Origin of the sequence: Thalassotalea sp. HSM 43 (assembly GCF_004752005.1) — a bacterium.
GTDB lineage: Bacteria > Pseudomonadota > Gammaproteobacteria > Enterobacterales > Alteromonadaceae > Thalassotalea_A.
Genome location: NZ_CP038493.1, coordinates 99,838 through 117,973, shown reverse-complemented (window position 1 = coordinate 117,973; position 18,136 = coordinate 99,838). Strand labels below are relative to the sequence as shown.

The following is an 18,136-nucleotide window of genomic DNA, read 5'->3' as shown; positions in this document are numbered from 1 at the left end:
GGTATCCAAAACCTCTATTGGTGATAGGACGAGCCAATGATGTATCTCATCACACACAGCAAAAATAAACGCAGGAGTAGCATATGACGGAACTGCACAAAGACAAGCATAAGCGTCCACAGGGTGGCGTGTTAATAACCGGCGCTGACGGTTACTTAGGTCAGGCCATTGTCGAACAGCTGATAGCCCATTCAAATAGTCCCCTATATTTGTGGATGCGGGCAACAAGCCAGATTGAAATAGCGACTAAGAAACGCAAGATGGCGAAGTTTTTGAATAACAATCGATGTAAGTTTTACTTTGGTGACCTTAATGAGGAACAACCATTTAAAGACATAAACAAACTTGGTATTTTCGCGATCATACATACCGCAGCGGTGACTAACTTTGCGGTTGATGCCAATACAGCGCATCAGGTTAATGTGATAGGGACAAAAAAATTACTACAGTTTGCGGAGCAATGCACTGAACTGCAGAAAATTAGCGTATTAAGTACTATTTATGTCAGCGGCACACAGACAACCTTGCTTAAAGAACAACCTTTGCGTCCAGCGAACACCTTCGCTAATCAATACGATCGTTCAAAATACATGATGGAGTCGATGATCACCGCAGAGTTTAATCACTTGCCGTGGCAAATATTGCGAGTCGCGACCATTGCCGCGGATGACGCCAGTGGTCGCGTAAGTCAGCATAACGTTTTTCATCACACCTTAAGACTATTCTATTACGGTTTGCTGGCGGTTATGCCTGGCGATGCGGACACGCCGATTTATCTGACAACTAGGCAGCAAACAGCGCATTTGGTTTTCACGGCGTTTCGTCATGGCAGCGATGGTTTTTATAATTTGAGTGCGGATCAACGTCATACCTTCACGCTTGCGCAATTAATCAAAGGTCTTTATAGCGAATTTTCGAAAATGCTGCCATTTAGGGAACGCCAAATATTGCAACCTAGATTGGTTGATTTTCAGGCATTTCAAAAATTGCGACATGGCACTAAGGAACTGGGTTCCGTATTATCTCAGGCTATCGATATCATGGCACCGTTTGCGGCACAGCTCTATGTGGTTAAGCAGGTTGAAAATAGGCGTACATTGCAATTGATAGGCCAGCATGATGATCTTGATATTCGAGGTGTCCTACCGAATATTTGCAAGCAATTGGTGCAATCCAATTGGCGTAGCCGACTTAGCAAAGATAAAAGCGTAAAAGGAGGCTAATATGCAAGGGGAATACTCAACAGCCTGTAATCTCGCCGAGATTGTCAGCGAAACAAGGCCGGTATTAGTTTCCGATTTATACCCTGGTGAAATAGCACAATTACAACAAAAATCGACCGCTGCAGCGCGGCATCAATGGTGTGTGTCACGACGCGCTCTCAAACAAGTTATGACCAAGATGAGCGGTATACACAACCCTGACACATCCAGTTTAGTGTTCCCCAATAGCATCTTTTCATTAAGCCACAGTAGCAAAATGTCAGTGGCCTGTTGTGCTTTAGACGCAAAGGGCGTGGGTATTGATTTCGAGCCTTGGCACTCGGTCTCGCAGAATTCTTGGCGCTGGTTCTTAACGGCAAACGAAGTCAAGCAAATGCAATCTCTTTGCATACCCAAACAATGGCGTCAAAGCATCAGATTGTGGAGCATTAAGGAAGCGCTATACAAAGCAACCCCAAGTCGATATCAGACAGCCTTTATTGATTATTTGCTGCGCCCTGCATGTAACCATACGGGTGTCGCAATTCACAAAAAGTGGCAAACATTACAATTTCAGTATCGCCATTATGATTTGCAAGATGGAGCACTCGCCTTGGCTGTGTGTCATTGCAAACAATAATACAAGGCTATTCGGCAGCGTCTTGTCGTTTGTATCGAGGCGTAAACGAGATAAGCATTAAACTCATGGTAAACGGATCAAATTTATTAGGAGAGAGAACATGATCAGTCATCACGTATTTTTAAACGATATGGCAAGTATTTTAAGTTGTGAAACTCAGGATATTGCGTTGGATGCGAAGTTAACTGAACTTGTCGATAACTCATTTACATTGGTGGAGTTAATAATAGAGCTACAAGAAGTTTACGGTATTCGCTTTGGCCAAGCAGATATGAAAGGCATACAAACAGTCGATGAGTTGCTAAATGTATTTAATGTGCAGTAGCAAAATGGTTCGTTGATAGCTATCGGGCTATTAGAATAACCGACTAACGATAGCGGATAGTCATTAACTTAATGGTTTAACATGGTAAGGAAGATTTGCTGACAGCGTTGCGCTGTCAGCGAGTCGTATTAGATACGTGGGATCTCAATCTTTTTCTCGTCACTTTGACGATAGATAATTAAGGTTTTACCTATGGTTTGGATCTTTACTGCGTTAGTTTCGCGCACGATAGCGTCAATTATCAATTGCTTTACTTCACGGTCGTCTGTCGGGATTTTCACCTTAATTAACTCATGGTGATTTAATGCGCCGTCAATCTCGGCAACCACACCTTCGGTTAAACCGTTAGTGCCTAATAAAACAACAGGTTTAAGGCTGTGCGCCAAACCTTTTAAATAATTAACTTGTTTTTTTGAAAGATTCATTAAAATATTCGTTTAACTGACTTGAATTACAGACATTTTAACGCCATCTTGAGATTAATACTAATTTTAATGGTGACAAATCGTTAATTTATGAGCAAACCGAAAAAAGGCCGCAGTGTCAGTTCAAATCGTTGGATGCAAGAGCATTTTGATGATGAATACGTAAAGAAAGCGCAAAAGCTTGGTTTACGTTCACGCGCGGTATTTAAAATTGAAGAGATCAATAATAAAGATAAGTTGATCAAAAAAGGTATGAAAGTCGTAGACCTAGGTGCAGCACCTGGCGGCTGGTCTGAGTATGCGGTAAAAGTTGTTGGTGATAATGGTGACGTGATTGCCTGTGATATTTTACCAATGGAACCATTACCTGGCGTTGCGTTTTTGCAAGGCGATTTTCGTGAAGATGAGGTACTTGATACCTTATTGGCACGTATCGATGGCAAGAACGTTGATGTGGTGATGTCAGATATGGCACATAACTTCAGTGGTAACGAAGCCACCGATCAGGCTCGAAACATGTATTTGGTCGAGCTGGCATTGGATATGTGTCATCAAGTTTTGAAGAAAAATGGCAGTTTTGTTGTCAAAGTATTTCAGGGAGAGGGATTCGATCAGTACATGAAAGACGTACGAAATTGCTTTACCGTGGTGAAAACCCGTAAACCTGAATCATCGCGTCCACGTTCTCGCGAAGTATATATAGTGGCTACAGGTTACAAACTGTAGTAGAGTTACATTAGCAATACTTTATAATAAGAGCTTGAAATTACGAATTAAAGCCCTTATTTAAACAAGTAAACAAGTCTAAGAATCATCGCAAAGTAAGCTATACAAGAGGTCCTCACATTGAGCGATATGGTTAAAAATCTTATTTTATGGCTAGTGATAGCTATAGTATTAATGTCGGTTTTTCAAAGCTTTACGCCTAGCAACACGGCTGACGCAAAGCTTGATTATACCCAATTTATTTCTGATACCCGTTCGGGACAGGTCGGTGAAGTGAACATTGAAGCCAATGGTGTTATCAATGGCAAAATGCGCAATGGTCAAACATTCACGACAATGATCCCTACCCAATATGACAAAGATTTGCTCAATGATTTGATTCAAAATAACGTCAAAGTACAGGGTGTTCCACCGGAAGAGCCAAGTCTTCTTGCCAGTATTTTTATCAACTGGTTCCCAATGTTGTTATTGATTGGTATTTGGATATTCTTCATGCGCCAAATGCAAGGTGGTGGCGGTAAAGGCGCCATGAGCTTTGGTAAGTCTAAAGCGCGCCTGTTATCTGACGATCAAATCAAAACAACGTTTGCCGACGTTGCAGGTTGTGACGAAGCAAAAGAAGAAGTTGCGGAGTTGGTTGATTACTTGCGTGATCCATCGAAATTCCAAAAATTAGGTGGTCGCATTCCTTCAGGTATTTTAATGGTTGGTCAACCTGGTACGGGTAAAACCCTATTGGCCAAAGCGATTGCCGGTGAAGCGAAAGTGCCATTCTTCTCTATCTCAGGTTCTGACTTTGTCGAGATGTTTGTTGGTGTTGGTGCATCGCGTGTACGTGATATGTTTGACCAAGCGAAAAAATCTGCACCGTGCATTATCTTCATTGATGAAATCGATGCGGTAGGTCGCCAACGTGGCGCCGGTCTTGGTGGTGGTCACGATGAACGTGAGCAAACATTGAACCAAATGTTGGTAGAAATGGATGGTTTTGAAGGTACTGAAGGGGTCATCGTGATTGCCGCGACTAACCGTCCTGATGTATTGGATCCGGCCTTATTACGTCCTGGCCGTTTTGACCGTCAAGTTACTGTTGGTCTACCTGATATTCGTGGTCGTGAACAAATTCTTAAAGTACACATGCGTAAAGTGCCAATTGCTGATGACGTCGATGCCGCGGTTATTGCCCGTGGTACACCAGGCTTTAGTGGTGCCGATCTTGCTAACTTGGTAAACGAAGCTGCATTATTTGCCGCCCGTACCAGTCGTCGCATGGTGTCTATGGTTGAGTTTGATAAAGCCAAAGACAAAATCATGATGGGCGCAGAACGTCGCTCTATGGTGATGAGCGAGTCAGAAAAAGAAATGACTGCGTATCATGAAGCTGGTCACGCAATCGTTGGTCGTATGGTACCTGAGCATGATCCGGTGTACAAAGTAAGTATCATTCCTCGTGGTCGCGCCTTAGGTGTAACCATGTACTTGCCAGAAAAAGATAGAGTAAGTCACAGCAAGATGCATCTAGAAAGCATGGTGTCATCGCTTTACGGTGGTCGAATTGCTGAAGATGTCATCTATGGTTCTGACAAGGTGTCAACAGGCGCATCTAACGATATTGAGCGTGCCACTGAAATCGCTCGTAAGATGGTTACCCAGTGGGGTCTATCTGACAAGATGGGGCCAATGTTGTATGCAGAAGAAGAGGGCGAAGTGTTCCTTGGTCGTAGCGCTGCACAACACAAGCATATGTCTGACGAGACTGCCAAAGATATTGATGATGAAGTTCGTACCATCATTGAACGCAACTACAAACGAGCAGAAGATATTCTTAAAAACAACATGGATATCTTGCACTCAATGAAAGATGCGCTTATGAAATACGAAACCATCGATGCTGATCAAATTGATGATTTGATGGCTCGTGTCGATGTCCGTGCACCGAAAGGTTATGGTGATGAAAATCGTAACGACAGCACACCACCAGCAAGCTCGGTTAAGCCAAGCAACCCGGATGTTAATAATCCAGCTGACGAACCAGCGAACTAAAAGCTAAATTTAGCTTCTAGGTCAATCTACAAAAACCCGCTATATGGCGGGTTTTTATTTGCCCGAAAATTAGTTTGTTCGTATCGCAAAAAAAGCCGCATTTTGAACTTTGGCCAATGAAAGTTATTGGTGGATGGGTATTACATTGAGAATGTTTGCGAGAATTCGTTGTCATTGAATAACAGCCTCTTCTATAATATACGGCAAAACCAATAACAATCTCGATAAGACACCGCCTTAAACCATGCTATTTGCTGAAAAACAACTCGATATAACCTCACCACAAGTGATGGGGATTCTTAATGTAACGCCAGATTCCTTTTCCGACGGCGGTCAGTTCAACTCGATTGAAAATGCCTTAAAGCAAGTTGAGCAAATGCTAGCCGATGGCGCGACGATTATTGATGTTGGTGGTGAGTCTACTCGACCTGGTGCGGCTGACGTTGATTTACAACAAGAGCTACAACGCGTCATTCCGGTTATCGAGGCGATTACTCGCCGTTTTGATACCATAGTCTCAGTTGATACCAGCAAAGCTGAAGTTATGCGCCAAGCCATTGCTGCGGGGGCGGGCTTAATTAATGATGTGCGAGCACTGCAAAACCCTGGTTGCCTAGCGGTGGTTGCTGAGTGTGAATTACCGGTCTGTTTAATGCATATGCAAGGCATGCCACGCACCATGCAACATGATCCGCAATACAGTGATGTGATTGGCGATTTACTCGATTTTTTTAATGACCGAATAGCACAGTGTGTTGCGGCAGGCATTGAGCGAGAGCGAATCATTATCGATCCGGGCTATGGCTTTGGTAAAACCCTGGAACAAAACTATGAATTACTGGCTCGACAACAGGAGCTAGCTTGCATGGGGTTACCAATACTATCTGGCATGTCACGTAAATCGATGATTGGCAATTTGCTGAATTGCGAGGTAGAACAACGTCTTGCCGGTAGTTTATCGGCAGCAGTCATTGCTGCATTGCATGGCGCGAATATCATTCGAGTGCATGATGTCAAAGAAACCGTCGATGCGTTAGCTGTTTTGAACAAAACGCTGCAATTTAGACGATAATAATTTTATAAGTTACAAAGATTTATTCTACAATTTTAAAAACAATTAGGAGACAGTAATTTGTCTGAAAGAAAATATTTTGGTACCGATGGTGTACGCGGACTGGTCGGCAAAGCGCCAATTTCTCCAGAGTTTGTTATGAAGCTTGGTTGGGCTGCTGGTAAAGTTTTGGCAACACAAGGCACGCAAAAAGTACTGATAGGCAAAGATACTCGTATTTCAGGTTATATGCTTGAGTCTGCACTAGAAGCTGGCTTTTCAGCTGCAGGCATCGACATCGGTTTGATGGGACCAATGCCAACACCGGCCATTGCCTATCTCACCAAAACATTCCGCGCAGAAGCGGGGATTGTCATCAGTGCCTCACACAATCCTTTTTATGATAACGGTATTAAGTTTTTCTCAACGTCTGGTGAAAAGCTACCTGACGAGGTCGAGTTACAAATCGAACGTATGCTCGATGAAGACATGGATTGCGTCCATTCCGCCAAACTTGGTAAGGCAGTGCGCATCGATGATGCCGCTGGTCGATACATTGAATTTTGTAAGAGTAACTTCCCATCAGAATACTCTCTAAATGGTTTGAAAATCGTCGTTGATTGCGCCAATGGTGCCACTTACCACATCGCCCCTGCGGTATTTCGTGAGCTGGGCGCTGAAGTGATTGAATACGGCTGCGAGCCAAATGGCATCAACATTAACGACGATTGCGGTGCAACATCTACCTCTAATATTGCCAAGTTAGTGCTTGAGCAACAAGCGGATCTAGGTATCGCCCTTGATGGCGACGGTGACCGCTTGATGATGGTTGATCACAATGGTGATATTGTGGATGGTGATGAACTTATCTATATCATGGCTAAGAACGCACAAGATCGCGAAACATTAGTCGGCGGTGTGGTTGGTACTCTGATGAGTAATATGGGCCTAGAACTGGCACTGCAATCACTTGATATTGAATTTAGCCGCGCCAAAGTTGGTGACCGTTATGTCATGGAACAACTGAAACAAAAAGGTTGGAAGCTTGGCGCTGAAAATTCTGGCCATATCATTAACCTAGATTGCACCTCTACCGGTGATGGTATCGTTGCCGCCCTTAATGTGCTTGAAGCCATTTGCCAGTCAGGTAAGACACTGGCTCAGTTAAAATCTGGTATGACTAAGTTACCGCAGATATTGGTTAATGTTAGGTTCAATGAATACACTGACCCGCTTAATGATGACAGAGTTAAGCAAAGTGTTGATGAAGTAGAAACAGAATTAGTTGGGCGAGGTCGAGTACTGTTACGTAAATCCGGTACTGAACCGTTAATCCGCGTTATGGTGGAAGGACCTGAAGTGGCCGAAGTGTCGCGCTTAGCGAATGTTATCGCTGACGCTGTTAAAGCCGCAGGTGCTGAACACTAAGTGATATTATGTTCGGCATAGGTATTGGTGAAACGTAAATCAAGCCAAAGCTAATGTGTTGAATTTGTAATAAATGTGTTGCTAATTTAAGCAAACAAACTGGTAGGCGAGATATTTCCTTGTATCTTTAATTGACAGTTGTTAATATCTCGCCGTTTTCTAATAGGGAATTGCTATGACAAGACAGACCATTGTGGCCGCGAATTGGAAGATGAACGGCGATTCGAAGTTAATACTCGAAATGAGCGAAGCGCTTAACGCGTTGACTTTAAAAAACAAACAGGTCATTGTTTGTCCTTCAGCACCTTATTTAGCCAATGCTGTAAGTGCATTTTCAAACCAAGACATTGCGATTGGTGCACAAAATGCGAACGAACATGACAAGGGCGCTTATACCGGTGAAGTTTCAGCTTTAATGCTGAAAGATTTACAGGTACAATACGTGATCTTGGGGCATTCAGAAAGACGTGCGATTTATGGTGAAAGCTCTGAGCTCGTCGCCGATAAAGTAGCGCATGTTTTAGGCCATGGCCTTACCGCCATCTTATGTATTGGTGAAACTGAATCGGAACGCGAGAATGGCGAAACCGAAACAGTGTTAAAGTCGCAGTTAGATCCGGTTATCAATAAAATTGGTATCCAGGCATTTGAAAATGTCGTTGTTGCTTATGAGCCTGTATGGGCAATCGGAACAGGCAAAACTGCCTCATCTGAAATCGCGCAACAAACCCACGAGTTTATTCGTGGTTATCTAGCATCGTTTGACACAGATATTGCCAACACAACGGCAATTTTGTACGGTGGTAGTGTTAACGCAGGTAACTGCCAAGAATTGTTCTCCCAAGCTGATATAGACGGTGGTCTAATTGGCGGGGCGAGTTTAAAAATTGAAGAATTTAGTAATATCTGCTCAGCAGAATAGGATTTAAAGATAATGTTGTATCAAGTATTGTTAGTTGTTTATCTAATCATTGCCTTGATTCTTGTTGGTTTTATTTTAATTCAACAAGGTAAGGGTGCAGACATGGGCGCATCATTCGGTGCAGGCTCGTCAGCCACCATTTTTGGTTCATCAGGTTCTGGTAACTTTATGACCAAAACCACGGCAATTTTGGCAACGGTTTTTTTCGTTACTAGCTTGATTCTTGGTAACCTGACTGCACAGCGTACCAAAGCAACCGATGAATGGAATAACTTAGGCGGCGCAGAACAAGTAGAAAGCGCTACACCAGCGTCTGATGTACCTGCAAGCGACGACAAAAAAGAGAGCGACGTACCAAACTAATTCGCCTCATACGTTTTTGCGGATGTGGTGGAATTGGTAGACACGCAGCCTTGAGGGGGCTGTGGCTTCGGCCGTGAGAGTTCGAGTCTCTCCATCCGCACCAAAACAAGGTTCTAGCAGAACCAAAGAAGACCCGAAAAGCTAATAAAATCAAGCTTTTCGGGTTTTTTTATGTCCAAAGTTATTTCATAACGTCTTTTGCAATCCACGTTTTTTAGTAGTACTGTAAGTAGTACCGGTTCAATAATTAACCAGGTGGTACTACTAAAATGGCTAGGATCGTAACTCCACTTACCAATACTCAAGTTAAGCAAGCAAAACCCAAAGATAAATTATATAAGCTCGCAGATGGTGGTGGCTTGCAATTAAGAGTGAAGCCGACAGGCGCTAAATCTTGGTTGTTTGATTACTTTAAACCCATCACTAAAAAGCGCAGTTCAATGGGCTTTGGCACCTACCCTGAAGTGTCACTTGCTGATGCCCGAAAAAAACGTACCCATGCCCGTGAATTATTAGCGCAAGACATCGACCCCAAAGAGCACAAAGAAGATGAACTTCGTGAAAAGCAATTAGCAGCTAGTAATACTTTTAAAAGCGTAGCTACTGCCTGGTTCACTATTAAAAAAACAAAAATAGCTGAAACAACAGCTAGAAGTTTATGGCGCAATTTCGAAAACCATATTTTTCCAAACCTAGGGCATAGACCAATTGATAAAATCTTGGCACCGGAAGCCATTAATGTTTTAAAGCCCTTAGCGGCAAAAGGTAGCCTCGAAACAACCAGTAAGTTAGTAGGGTATTTAAATGAAGTAATGCGCCATGCGGTTAATACAGGACTATTACACCACAATTCTTTAGCAGGTATCCGCAGTGCATTTGAAACACCCAAAGTTACGCATATGCCAACGCTTAAACCTGAAGAGTTACCTGAGTTAATGAAAGCAATTAACTACGCGAGTATTAAATTGGTTACTCGCTGTCTAATTGAGTGGCAGTTACATACCATGGTGCGCCCAAGAGAAGCCGCAGAAGCGAAATGGTGTGAAATAGACTTTGAGCAAAAGCTATGGAATATTCCAAGCGAACGTATGAAAATGAAAAAACCTCATAGCGTACCGTTAACGCCGCAAACATTATCGATATTGCAAATGATCAAGCCCATCAGTGGTCATCGAGAGCACATATTCCCATCCGATAGACACCCTAATAACCCAAGCAACCCAGAAACAGCAAACAAAGCACTGCAACGTATGGGATTTAAAGGGCGGTTAACAGCACATGGGATGCGCTCGATTGCTAGTACCACTTTAAATGAACAAGGCTTTGATGGCGACATTATCGAAAGCGCTTTAGCTCACCAAGAACAAAACGAAGTTAGACGTGCATATAACCGTGCTCAATATTTAGAAAGAAGAAAAGTATTGATGTCCTGGTGGTCAAATTATGTTGAAGAAGCCTCAACGGGCAAACTAATCAATGAAAAATCGGTTAAACACTTATCCGTAATGGTTTGATGCAGAACGTAGGGTTAATGAGATACAGCCTTAAATTTTAAACATAGAAAATAATAAAAAGAATATGAAAAAGTTATTAAAACTAAAAGAATGGCTAACGCCAGAAGAAGCGGTTGCTTACATATCAACTGAAATTGGCGAAAAAGTATTTGTAAGTGATTTATATCGTTTCGCTATTGATGAACACTTAACCCTTTCCGTTAATTTTGTTAATCAAGCTAAGGTTAAGGTGGGGCAGGTTGTTAAAATTCACCATTCAGAATTACGCACCATTGAAGGCAATAATTTCACGGATGAAGAGTTATCTGAACCATCAACATTACCTTTAGATCACCATATACACTTATCTGGTGATGATTGGCTTGCATTAACAACCGAAGTCACTTCAATTAGCGGCATCTGGGATTTGACTATGCTGGGTTCTGAAATTCTGGATATTGAAAATTATTACCAGCAACTAACTTCTGGACTTAAAGTGACTTTGACTTGCCTAGAAGGGGTGTTGGTAAAGCAAGGAGACGTTTATTGCCAGCTTCAAACAAATTTTTACGACATCTGTAATGATCAAGTTCCAAACAAAATTATCGAAGATGAACAGGATAAACGGAATGTACCATTTTATTCACCATCAGGTAGTTTAGATGATTATGACTATGTTTTTGTGATTAGAACAGCTGAAGTAAATAGAATTGCAAAATTATTAGAAGGCAGCTCTCACATTGATAAACCATTAACAACTAATGAAAGAAACTCTCTTCTCATTGTAATTGGTGCGTTATGTAAAGAATTAAACATCGACCCGAATCAAAGAGGTATAAGCACATCTGTCATTGCTATGACCGAATTGATTGGCGCACCATTAAATGTCGACACTGTTCGCAAAATATTAAATCAGATAGAACCCGCCATATCCTCTAGAAGCAAATGATCTTATCAGGATCAAAAAACGAATTCGTAATGTCATAAAACGAATTCGGTTTTTAACACGAGTTTTTAAAATAACCTCTTAGTCGTTCCTAAAAACAATTAAGAGGTATCAACATGTCTAATAAAATCATTCGCCTACCAGCGGTAAAAGATAAGACTGGTTTATCACGAAGCAGTATTTACTTACGTATGAGCAAAGGTGAATTTCCACAAAATATTTCACTTGGCGGTCGAGCAGTCGGTTGGGTTGAAGAAGATATCAACGAATGGCTAGAACAATGTATAGCTAAAGGTAAATAGCAGGGGGATTTATGAAACGAAATCATAACCCTAATAAATGCAAAATCAACCGCTTTTATACAGTCGAAGAAGTATCTATGCTTCTCGACGTTCATAAACATACGGTTCGAAATTGGATTTTAAAAGGCTTAGCTGTCTGTGATGATAAAAGACCAGTAATTATTCTAGGTAAAGATTTAAAAGCATTTTTACAAAAGCAACGTCAGCAAGGTAAGCGCAAGTGTAAACCATCAGAGCTTTATTGTATGAAATGTCGAGAGCCGAGAATACCGGATCAAAAATCTATTGAGTTTATCAAAGAAACCAACACTAAAGGTCGAGTAATAGCTGCTTGTTCACACTGTAATTCGTCTATGAACAAATACTTCAAATTAGATGAGTTAGCGACAATTCAGCGAGATTTAGCCGTGATATTACCGCTACAACAAAAACACATAGGTTAGATGCTTAACCCCTTCCTGAATTGTACTTTAAATAGGTGAGATGAAACGATGAAAACGCACAACCCAAATAATGTAAGAATCATTCATAAGTATTGTATGTTTTTAAAAGAAGCTAAGCGACAGAATGAAGCATCAATTGATGGATTTGCAAAAGCAATAAATCGCTTTGAGCAATACACTAAATATAAAGACTTTAAAAAGTTTCATTATCAACAAGCAGTGGGATTTAAAAAGCACTTGGCTAATCAAAAAAATGCAACAACTAAGCAACCGTTAAGTAAAGCTACTTTGCACACAACACTTCGACACTTGAAAAGTTTCTTTCAATGGTTAGCTATGCAAACCGGCTATAAGTCGCGAATAAACTATTGTGATACTGAATATTTTAATTTATCTGAAAAAGAAACCCGAATAGCAAATGCTAAACGTAAAAAGCCGGTGCCAAGCCTAGAACAAATACTGCATGTATTGGAATACATGCCTGAACGTACGGATATTGAAAAACGCAATAAGGCGTTAATTGCATTTACTTTGTTAACGGGAGCCAGAGATAGCGCCATTGCGTCGCTCAAAATTAAGCACGTTAACTTATTGGATAACAGCCTGTTCCAAGATGCTCGTGACGTAAATACTAAATTCAGCAAAACGTTTACTACCTACTTTTTTCCTGTTGGTAACTTACCAAAGGCAATCGTATCTGCGTGGATAGAGCACCTAACTAAAGAATTGTTATTTAGCCCAGATGACCCCTTATTTCCTAAAACTAAAATGGTCGTAGGCAGTAATCGAAAATTTCAAGCGCGTAGTTTATTGCGTGAGCATTGGCTAACCGCTGATCCCATACGGAAAGTATTTAAACAAGCTTTTCAAAGCGTAGAGTTGCCATATTTTAACCCGCACAGTTTTCGTAATACGTTAGTCAGACTAGGTGAAAAATTATGCCAAACACCTGAAGCGTTTAAAGCATGGAGCCAAAACTTAGGGCATGAAGGGGTTTTAACGACGCTATACAGTTATGGTGAAGTTGCCGACTACCGACAAGCTGAATTAATTAAAAAGCTCAATGAGCCACGAGTTGAGGGCAGCCCTGATATTGACATTATTGTTGCTGCAACGATTAAACAGATGAAGAGTAATAAACAGTAATGGTTATAGGTTAAATTGCATCAATTTTAGATGCAATTTGAATATAGGGGCTTTTTATCAAATAACTTTATGAAAGACAGTCTACATTATGACTCAAATGTAGACAGTGGAGGTACGCAGATGTCAAATATAGTGGCTTTCAAGCAAGCAGAAATAACACCGCCAACTAACGAAAAGTCGACAGTTTTAAATCGACGTGATTATATAACGATGAAAGAACTCAAAAAGCTAATTGAATTGACCAAAAATTTAAGAAACGGTGACCAAACAGCTTTAATGCTTACTATGGCTTTTAGGCATGGATTAAGAGTAAGCGAGTTAGTTAATATGACCTGGGCACAAATCTTTTTTGATGAAAGCCAGTTGCACGTAATACGCTGTAAAAAGTCACGTGATAGTATGCAGCCAATACAAGGCGATGAACTAAGAATGCTTAGAAAGCAACGGCGAGATAACCCCAATCAACGATATGTATTTTTAAGTGAGCGTGGTGCACCGTACACCTCTGACGGATTTCGCAAAAGAATTGCTAGATTAATAGCCAAGGCCAAAGAAAAAGATCCTACTTCGTTTGATTTCAACATGACACCACATTCTTTAAGGCATGGTTGCGGTCATTATTTAGCCAATAGTAAGCGATGGGAAACCAGGCGCATACAGGAGTACCTAGGGCATGTGAATATTCAGCATACGGTAAGATATACAGAGTTATCTGGGCACAAATTTAATGACCTAGTATTTAGTTAATGAAAACACTCGTTGTTTAGTATGTTATCTCAAATGGTAAGATAGAAGTGACTTACAGGCTATAACAAGTCTAACTGGCATTACAGACCGTTTTTGCCACTTTGCCGACTAAAGCCGAAATATTGCTAAGGACAGGTATACGATCCGAAAGCGGACGCAGGGTTGGTACAGATTTAGTTTCTACGCTTGAAGTCAATTATCGGTTCCTTTATAGACACTGACAGACTATGGCTATATTAGCTATAATTTAGTGGTAACCACCACAGCCAAAAAGCCATTCGCATAAGTGCCTTATAGTTAGATGCAAATATATCTATATTGATGTTTGATAATTTAATGTCAACCATTAGTAACTAAGTAATGTCGCTGTCGGAAGAAAAATACTCACTTGGCAAAGAGCGAATCCCGAAGTTCATATTAGTAGGTTATTTTTAAAAAATCGGTTAAGCAGAAGTTAACTATCTCTTGCAGTAGGACGCACTGATTTTTTTATCAAAATTTGAATTATTCTGAAAAATTGTTCCTATTATTTTGAAGGTTGATTTTTAATCATTAGCTACATACACTGGTTTTGTGCTTAATTAATAAGCACTTATAATATTAAAGGATTAAAAATGATAAAAAAATACTTCGTAAAACTATTGTCTATAAACCTACTTCTCATTTCTTTTACTTCATTAGCGGATGTTCAAGATGATACCAACACAGCCATGCTTCTTAAATGCAATGGAGGATTTGGAAATATCTCTTTGAATGGCAGTAAACCAAAATATGGTCATGTGGGGAAAAACCTAAAAATTACAGCCGAAGAAACTAGTAGTTGGGATACCGCCTATGCTTGGTTTATAACGTCTCCGAGCTACTTTAACTCGCCTCTCAATAAGTCAGATGTAGAAGGCGTGGGAGATTATTTAGCTCAATCAGGGTTATTTGATCAAATCGAAGAGCTAACGGGAGATGCTGATGAGGATGAATTTACTTATAGCAATTTCACTCGTGGTGGCCCTTGGGCAGTTACAATCGCTACCATAGATGTTGATTTTGATTGGTCTTGGCCACCATTCGGTATAAGGAGGTTTTAATAGTTGTGTTCAACAAAATCACGGTTGCCAAGAACCATTATAAATAAGGAGCTTCAAATGAAACTGATTCTAATTGTAATATTAATAGCCTTACCATTTACAGTCATGGCTCAACACTCGATCGGATTACAAGTAAATTACACTAAATTTAAAGATACTGATTTTTTTGATGTTTCCACAAAAAATTTTGTTGATGATACAGATGTTGGTTACGGTATCTATTACATCTACCAATCTACTGACTTGTTGAGGGTTAAAACTGGGTACATCGATCATGGAGAATTTGCTTTCAATGTTGATGGCAATAATTTTCACGGGGAAAGTTCAAGTATATATGTAGCTTGGGCACCAAATTATGAAATCAATAGCAATTTAGACCTTACTTTTGGGTTGGGATACTCCAAAAATGAGTTAAAGTTTAAAAGTAACAAAGATGATGAATCAGGTCTCTTTACAACTATTGGCTTTAATTATCAATACCAAGACAAATACATATTTGGAATGGAAGCTGGATCGATCAGTGGTGTTGTAGGAGATATTGATCCTATTTGGTTAGCCTTAAACGTCGAGTATATGTTTTAATTCAAAAGTTAACTTATTTAACCCTGTTAGTATAATAGGGTTAAATTTTTCCTCTTATACATTTGAAATCATTAACCTTCCAAAATTGAAATGCCGAAATCTTCAACCTAGCAAAACATGGAATAACTATAAATTAGGCTAAACATGCGTAATTGAATTTCATTGTGATAAAATTTTTTTTGTGGCAGCTTACGGGAAAATGCGTCTAGCCATATTTAATCTTCCATGATGGTCTGCGGTCCATGGCGTTGGGTTGTTCATCATTTTTCTGCAAAAAAGTAGCAAGATATTTTTGAACAAAATCTGTAACAATCCATAGTCCCCTTTCGGATCATATACCTGTCCTTAGCAATATTTCGGCTTTAGTCGGCAAAGTGGCAGGTAAAGACGTTTGCAGAGATAGATTTGTATCGACATGGTGTCAATGACATGTGAACAGGAAAAGAAATTATGACAATAAAGTTAATATAAGTGAAAACTTGATTTCATTTAGATTTAATCAGCTAGTTCTCTATGTGACTTTTGCTTTTAGTAGTACCGTAAGTAGTACTGCTTAACTTCTAACTTTATTATTCCATTTTTATTCAAAAGCTTATTTACTTAAGGCGAGTCTCTCCATCGCACCAAAACATATTAAAACCGGTCTTATGACCGGTTTTTTTGTGCTTGAACAATGGAGAATTTTTACAGATAAATTGTTTGATTTTAGTGTACTCACAAAGATGTATTACGCCGAATATAACCGTGAGTTGGACTTTTAAGATTTTGTGGGACACGTCATTTATCAACTAAGTGCCCGTATAGTTATTCACTTAATCCTTTTCTAAGGCTTATGATACGGTGCGATCAGCTATCTTCTCTGTGGCTTATTCTTCGGCACGTAATTCAAAATAGATACAGGTACCACTTTTTTGACCGCAAACCCCTCAATTTCTTTGCGCTCAATAATATGGCCAAGACGACTTTCAATGGCACATAGATTTCTAAAGTTATCTTTAGATACAAACGATATCGCTTCGCCCATTAAGCCTGCACGTCCAGTGCGGCCAATACGGTGAATATAATCATCGGCTTTGTCGGGTAAATCATAATTAACCACGCGGGTAAGCTCACCAATATCGATGCCGCGGGCAGCAATACCGGTCGCCACTAAAAATTTGATTGCGCCGGATTTAAATTCACTGAGAATCTGTTCACGTATTGCTTGGGTTCTGCCGCTATGAATGGATTCTGCTTTAATTCCGCGCTTCTCTAGCTGACTGACCAGCTTGGCTGCGCCGTGTTTTGTTTCGATGAAAATAAGGGCTTGTTGCCACTCTTGCTCTTTAATTAAATGACTGAGTAAGGCTGATTTATTACCCTTGTCTACCGTGATCAGCCATTGAGTAATTTTCGGCGCGGAGCGACTATCCGGTGTTGTCGATATTTCTACCGCATCGTGCAGCGTTCGTTTTGCCAATGTGCGAACATCATCGCTTATGGTGGCAGAGAATAATAGATTTTGTCGCTCAGTGGGCAGGCGATCAATAATTTTATTGATGTCATCGATAAAGCCCATATCCAGCATTCTGTCCGCTTCATCGAGAACAAGCACTTCAAGTTCATCAAAATGTAATGCCCGTTGGTGCGCCAGATCTAACAATCTACCAGGCGTGGCAACTAGAATATCTACGCCCCAGATCAATTGTTGTATTTGTGGCGCAGAATCAACACCACCATACATTGCCATAGAGCTCAGGTTTAGATATTTACCGTATTGGCGAATGCTCGCTTCAACCTGAACAGCAAGCTCACGTGTGGGCGTGAGAATAAGTGCTCGAATTCGTTTGCCACGCAGCTTGCGTGGTTTGTTTAACGATTGCAGTAACGGCAATACAAAACTGGCGGTTTTACCTGTGCCTGTTTGGGCACCGGCAATGACGTCTTTTCCGGATAAGATCACCGGTACCGCCTTAACTTGTATCGCTGTAGGAGATTTATAATCAAGCTCGGTTACGGCTTTTACAATAGAATCGCATAATCCAAGTTTTGAAAATGGCATATAGAGTCTCGGTTAATTGAGTGAGCAACGGGCTGCATGAGCAGAAAATCGTGAAGTGAAACAAAGGAGTGGAGTATAGCAGCAAATGCCATGGTGTAGAAGTTGGCAGCTAGGGCGTTACGCCATTATTATCTAGTACTGTTGGCTCAGAACGACTCTAAACACAGTTAGCATTTGATAGTTGAATTGTTCAGTTCTTGCTCGCCCAATTTGAAATCCCCTCTATACT

The 18,136-nt window shown here is 40.7% G+C and carries 19 protein-coding genes and 1 tRNA gene; 18 read left to right on the top strand and 2 right to left on the bottom strand.

The genetic code is table 11. From position 1 onward, the window contains the following. Positions 1 to 83: 83 nt before the first annotated feature. The 3 genes from E2K93_RS00555 (at position 84) to E2K93_RS00545 (ending at position 2,167) form a co-directional block, all read left to right on the top strand. Entirely contained in the window at positions 84 to 1,223 is a 1,140-nt protein-coding gene (locus E2K93_RS00555; protein ID WP_135437215.1) for an SDR family oxidoreductase, read from the top strand. A gap of 1 nt (position 1,224) precedes the next feature. After that, positions 1,225 to 1,842, top strand: coding sequence for a 4'-phosphopantetheinyl transferase family protein (locus tag E2K93_RS00550; RefSeq protein ID WP_135437214.1), 618 nt, complete (start codon positions 1,225 to 1,227; stop codon positions 1,840 to 1,842). Positions 1,843 to 1,942: 100 nt separating this feature from the next. Beyond that, complete coding sequence (locus E2K93_RS00545; protein ID WP_228445407.1) at positions 1,943 to 2,167, top strand: acyl carrier protein; 225 nt, start codon at positions 1,943 to 1,945, stop codon at positions 2,165 to 2,167. Between the two features lie 128 nt (positions 2,168 to 2,295). On the opposite strand, the gene yhbY is transcribed toward E2K93_RS00545, so the two are convergent. Further along, a complete protein-coding gene (gene yhbY / locus E2K93_RS00540; RefSeq protein WP_135437213.1) occupies positions 2,296 to 2,592 on the bottom strand; it encodes a ribosome assembly RNA-binding protein YhbY in 297 nt (98 codons plus the stop codon). Between the two features lie 90 nt (positions 2,593 to 2,682). Here yhbY and rlmE point away from each other — a divergent pair, with 90 nt between their 5' ends. The 15 genes from rlmE to E2K93_RS00465 all read left to right on the top strand — a co-directional run bounded on the left by rlmE (position 2,683) and on the right by E2K93_RS00465 (position 15,866). After that, positions 2,683 to 3,318 carry a 23S rRNA (uridine(2552)-2'-O)-methyltransferase RlmE gene (rlmE, locus tag E2K93_RS00535; protein ID WP_135437212.1) on the top strand — a complete coding sequence of 212 codons (636 nt, stop codon included), beginning with the start codon at positions 2,683 to 2,685 and terminating at the stop codon, positions 3,316 to 3,318. 120 nt (positions 3,319 to 3,438) lie between these two features. Beyond that, positions 3,439 to 5,361, top strand: a complete 1,923-nt coding sequence (gene ftsH / locus E2K93_RS00530) for an ATP-dependent zinc metalloprotease FtsH (protein WP_135437211.1) — start codon at positions 3,439 to 3,441, stop codon at positions 5,359 to 5,361. A 244-nt stretch (positions 5,362 to 5,605) separates the two neighbouring features. Further along, entirely contained in the window at positions 5,606 to 6,433 is an 828-nt protein-coding gene (gene folP / locus E2K93_RS00525; RefSeq protein ID WP_135437210.1) for a dihydropteroate synthase, read from the top strand. A gap of 60 nt (positions 6,434 to 6,493) precedes the next feature. Continuing rightward, complete coding sequence (gene glmM, locus E2K93_RS00520; RefSeq protein ID WP_135437209.1) at positions 6,494 to 7,840, top strand: phosphoglucosamine mutase; 1,347 nt, start codon at positions 6,494 to 6,496, stop codon at positions 7,838 to 7,840. Positions 7,841 to 8,015: 175 nt separating this feature from the next. Continuing rightward, positions 8,016 to 8,762: a triose-phosphate isomerase gene (gene tpiA / locus E2K93_RS00515; protein ID WP_135437208.1), complete on the top strand. Its 747-nt coding sequence runs from the start codon at positions 8,016 to 8,018 to the stop codon at positions 8,760 to 8,762. Between the two features lie 15 nt (positions 8,763 to 8,777). After that, positions 8,778 to 9,125, top strand: a complete 348-nt coding sequence (gene secG, locus E2K93_RS00510; protein WP_189637896.1) for a preprotein translocase subunit SecG — start codon at positions 8,778 to 8,780, stop codon at positions 9,123 to 9,125. A gap of 18 nt (positions 9,126 to 9,143) precedes the next feature. Beyond that, positions 9,144 to 9,228, top strand: a tRNA-Leu gene (locus E2K93_RS00505). Positions 9,229 to 9,394: 166 nt separating this feature from the next. Then, complete coding sequence (locus E2K93_RS00500; RefSeq protein ID WP_135437206.1) at positions 9,395 to 10,639, top strand: integrase domain-containing protein; 1,245 nt, start codon at positions 9,395 to 9,397, stop codon at positions 10,637 to 10,639. 64 nt (positions 10,640 to 10,703) lie between these two features. After that, on the top strand, positions 10,704 to 11,567 hold the full coding sequence (locus E2K93_RS00495; protein ID WP_135437205.1) for a hypothetical protein: 864 nt from the start codon (positions 10,704 to 10,706) through the stop codon (positions 11,565 to 11,567). Positions 11,568 to 11,680: 113 nt separating this feature from the next. Next, positions 11,681 to 11,866, top strand: coding sequence for an AlpA family transcriptional regulator (locus E2K93_RS00490; protein WP_135437204.1), 186 nt, complete (start codon positions 11,681 to 11,683; stop codon positions 11,864 to 11,866). 11 nt (positions 11,867 to 11,877) lie between these two features. Next, on the top strand, positions 11,878 to 12,309 hold the full coding sequence (locus E2K93_RS00485; protein WP_135437203.1) for a helix-turn-helix domain-containing protein: 432 nt from the start codon (positions 11,878 to 11,880) through the stop codon (positions 12,307 to 12,309). A gap of 48 nt (positions 12,310 to 12,357) precedes the next feature. Continuing rightward, a complete protein-coding gene (locus E2K93_RS00480) occupies positions 12,358 to 13,455 on the top strand; it encodes a tyrosine-type recombinase/integrase (RefSeq protein WP_135437202.1) in 1,098 nt (365 codons plus the stop codon). A 30-nt stretch (positions 13,456 to 13,485) separates the two neighbouring features. After that, complete coding sequence (locus tag E2K93_RS00475; RefSeq protein ID WP_135437201.1) at positions 13,486 to 14,202, top strand: tyrosine-type recombinase/integrase; 717 nt, start codon at positions 13,486 to 13,488, stop codon at positions 14,200 to 14,202. A 614-nt stretch (positions 14,203 to 14,816) separates the two neighbouring features. After that, positions 14,817 to 15,284, top strand: a complete 468-nt coding sequence (locus E2K93_RS00470) for a hypothetical protein (protein WP_135437200.1) — start codon at positions 14,817 to 14,819, stop codon at positions 15,282 to 15,284. Positions 15,285 to 15,341: 57 nt separating this feature from the next. Continuing rightward, positions 15,342 to 15,866, top strand: a complete 525-nt coding sequence (locus E2K93_RS00465; protein WP_135437199.1) for an outer membrane beta-barrel protein — start codon at positions 15,342 to 15,344, stop codon at positions 15,864 to 15,866. Between the two features lie 850 nt (positions 15,867 to 16,716). Here the strand turns inward: E2K93_RS00465 and E2K93_RS00460 are convergent. Beyond that, complete coding sequence (locus E2K93_RS00460) at positions 16,717 to 17,907, bottom strand: DEAD/DEAH box helicase (protein WP_135437198.1); 1,191 nt, start codon at positions 17,905 to 17,907, stop codon at positions 16,717 to 16,719. Positions 17,908 to 18,136: the final 229 nt, after the last annotated feature.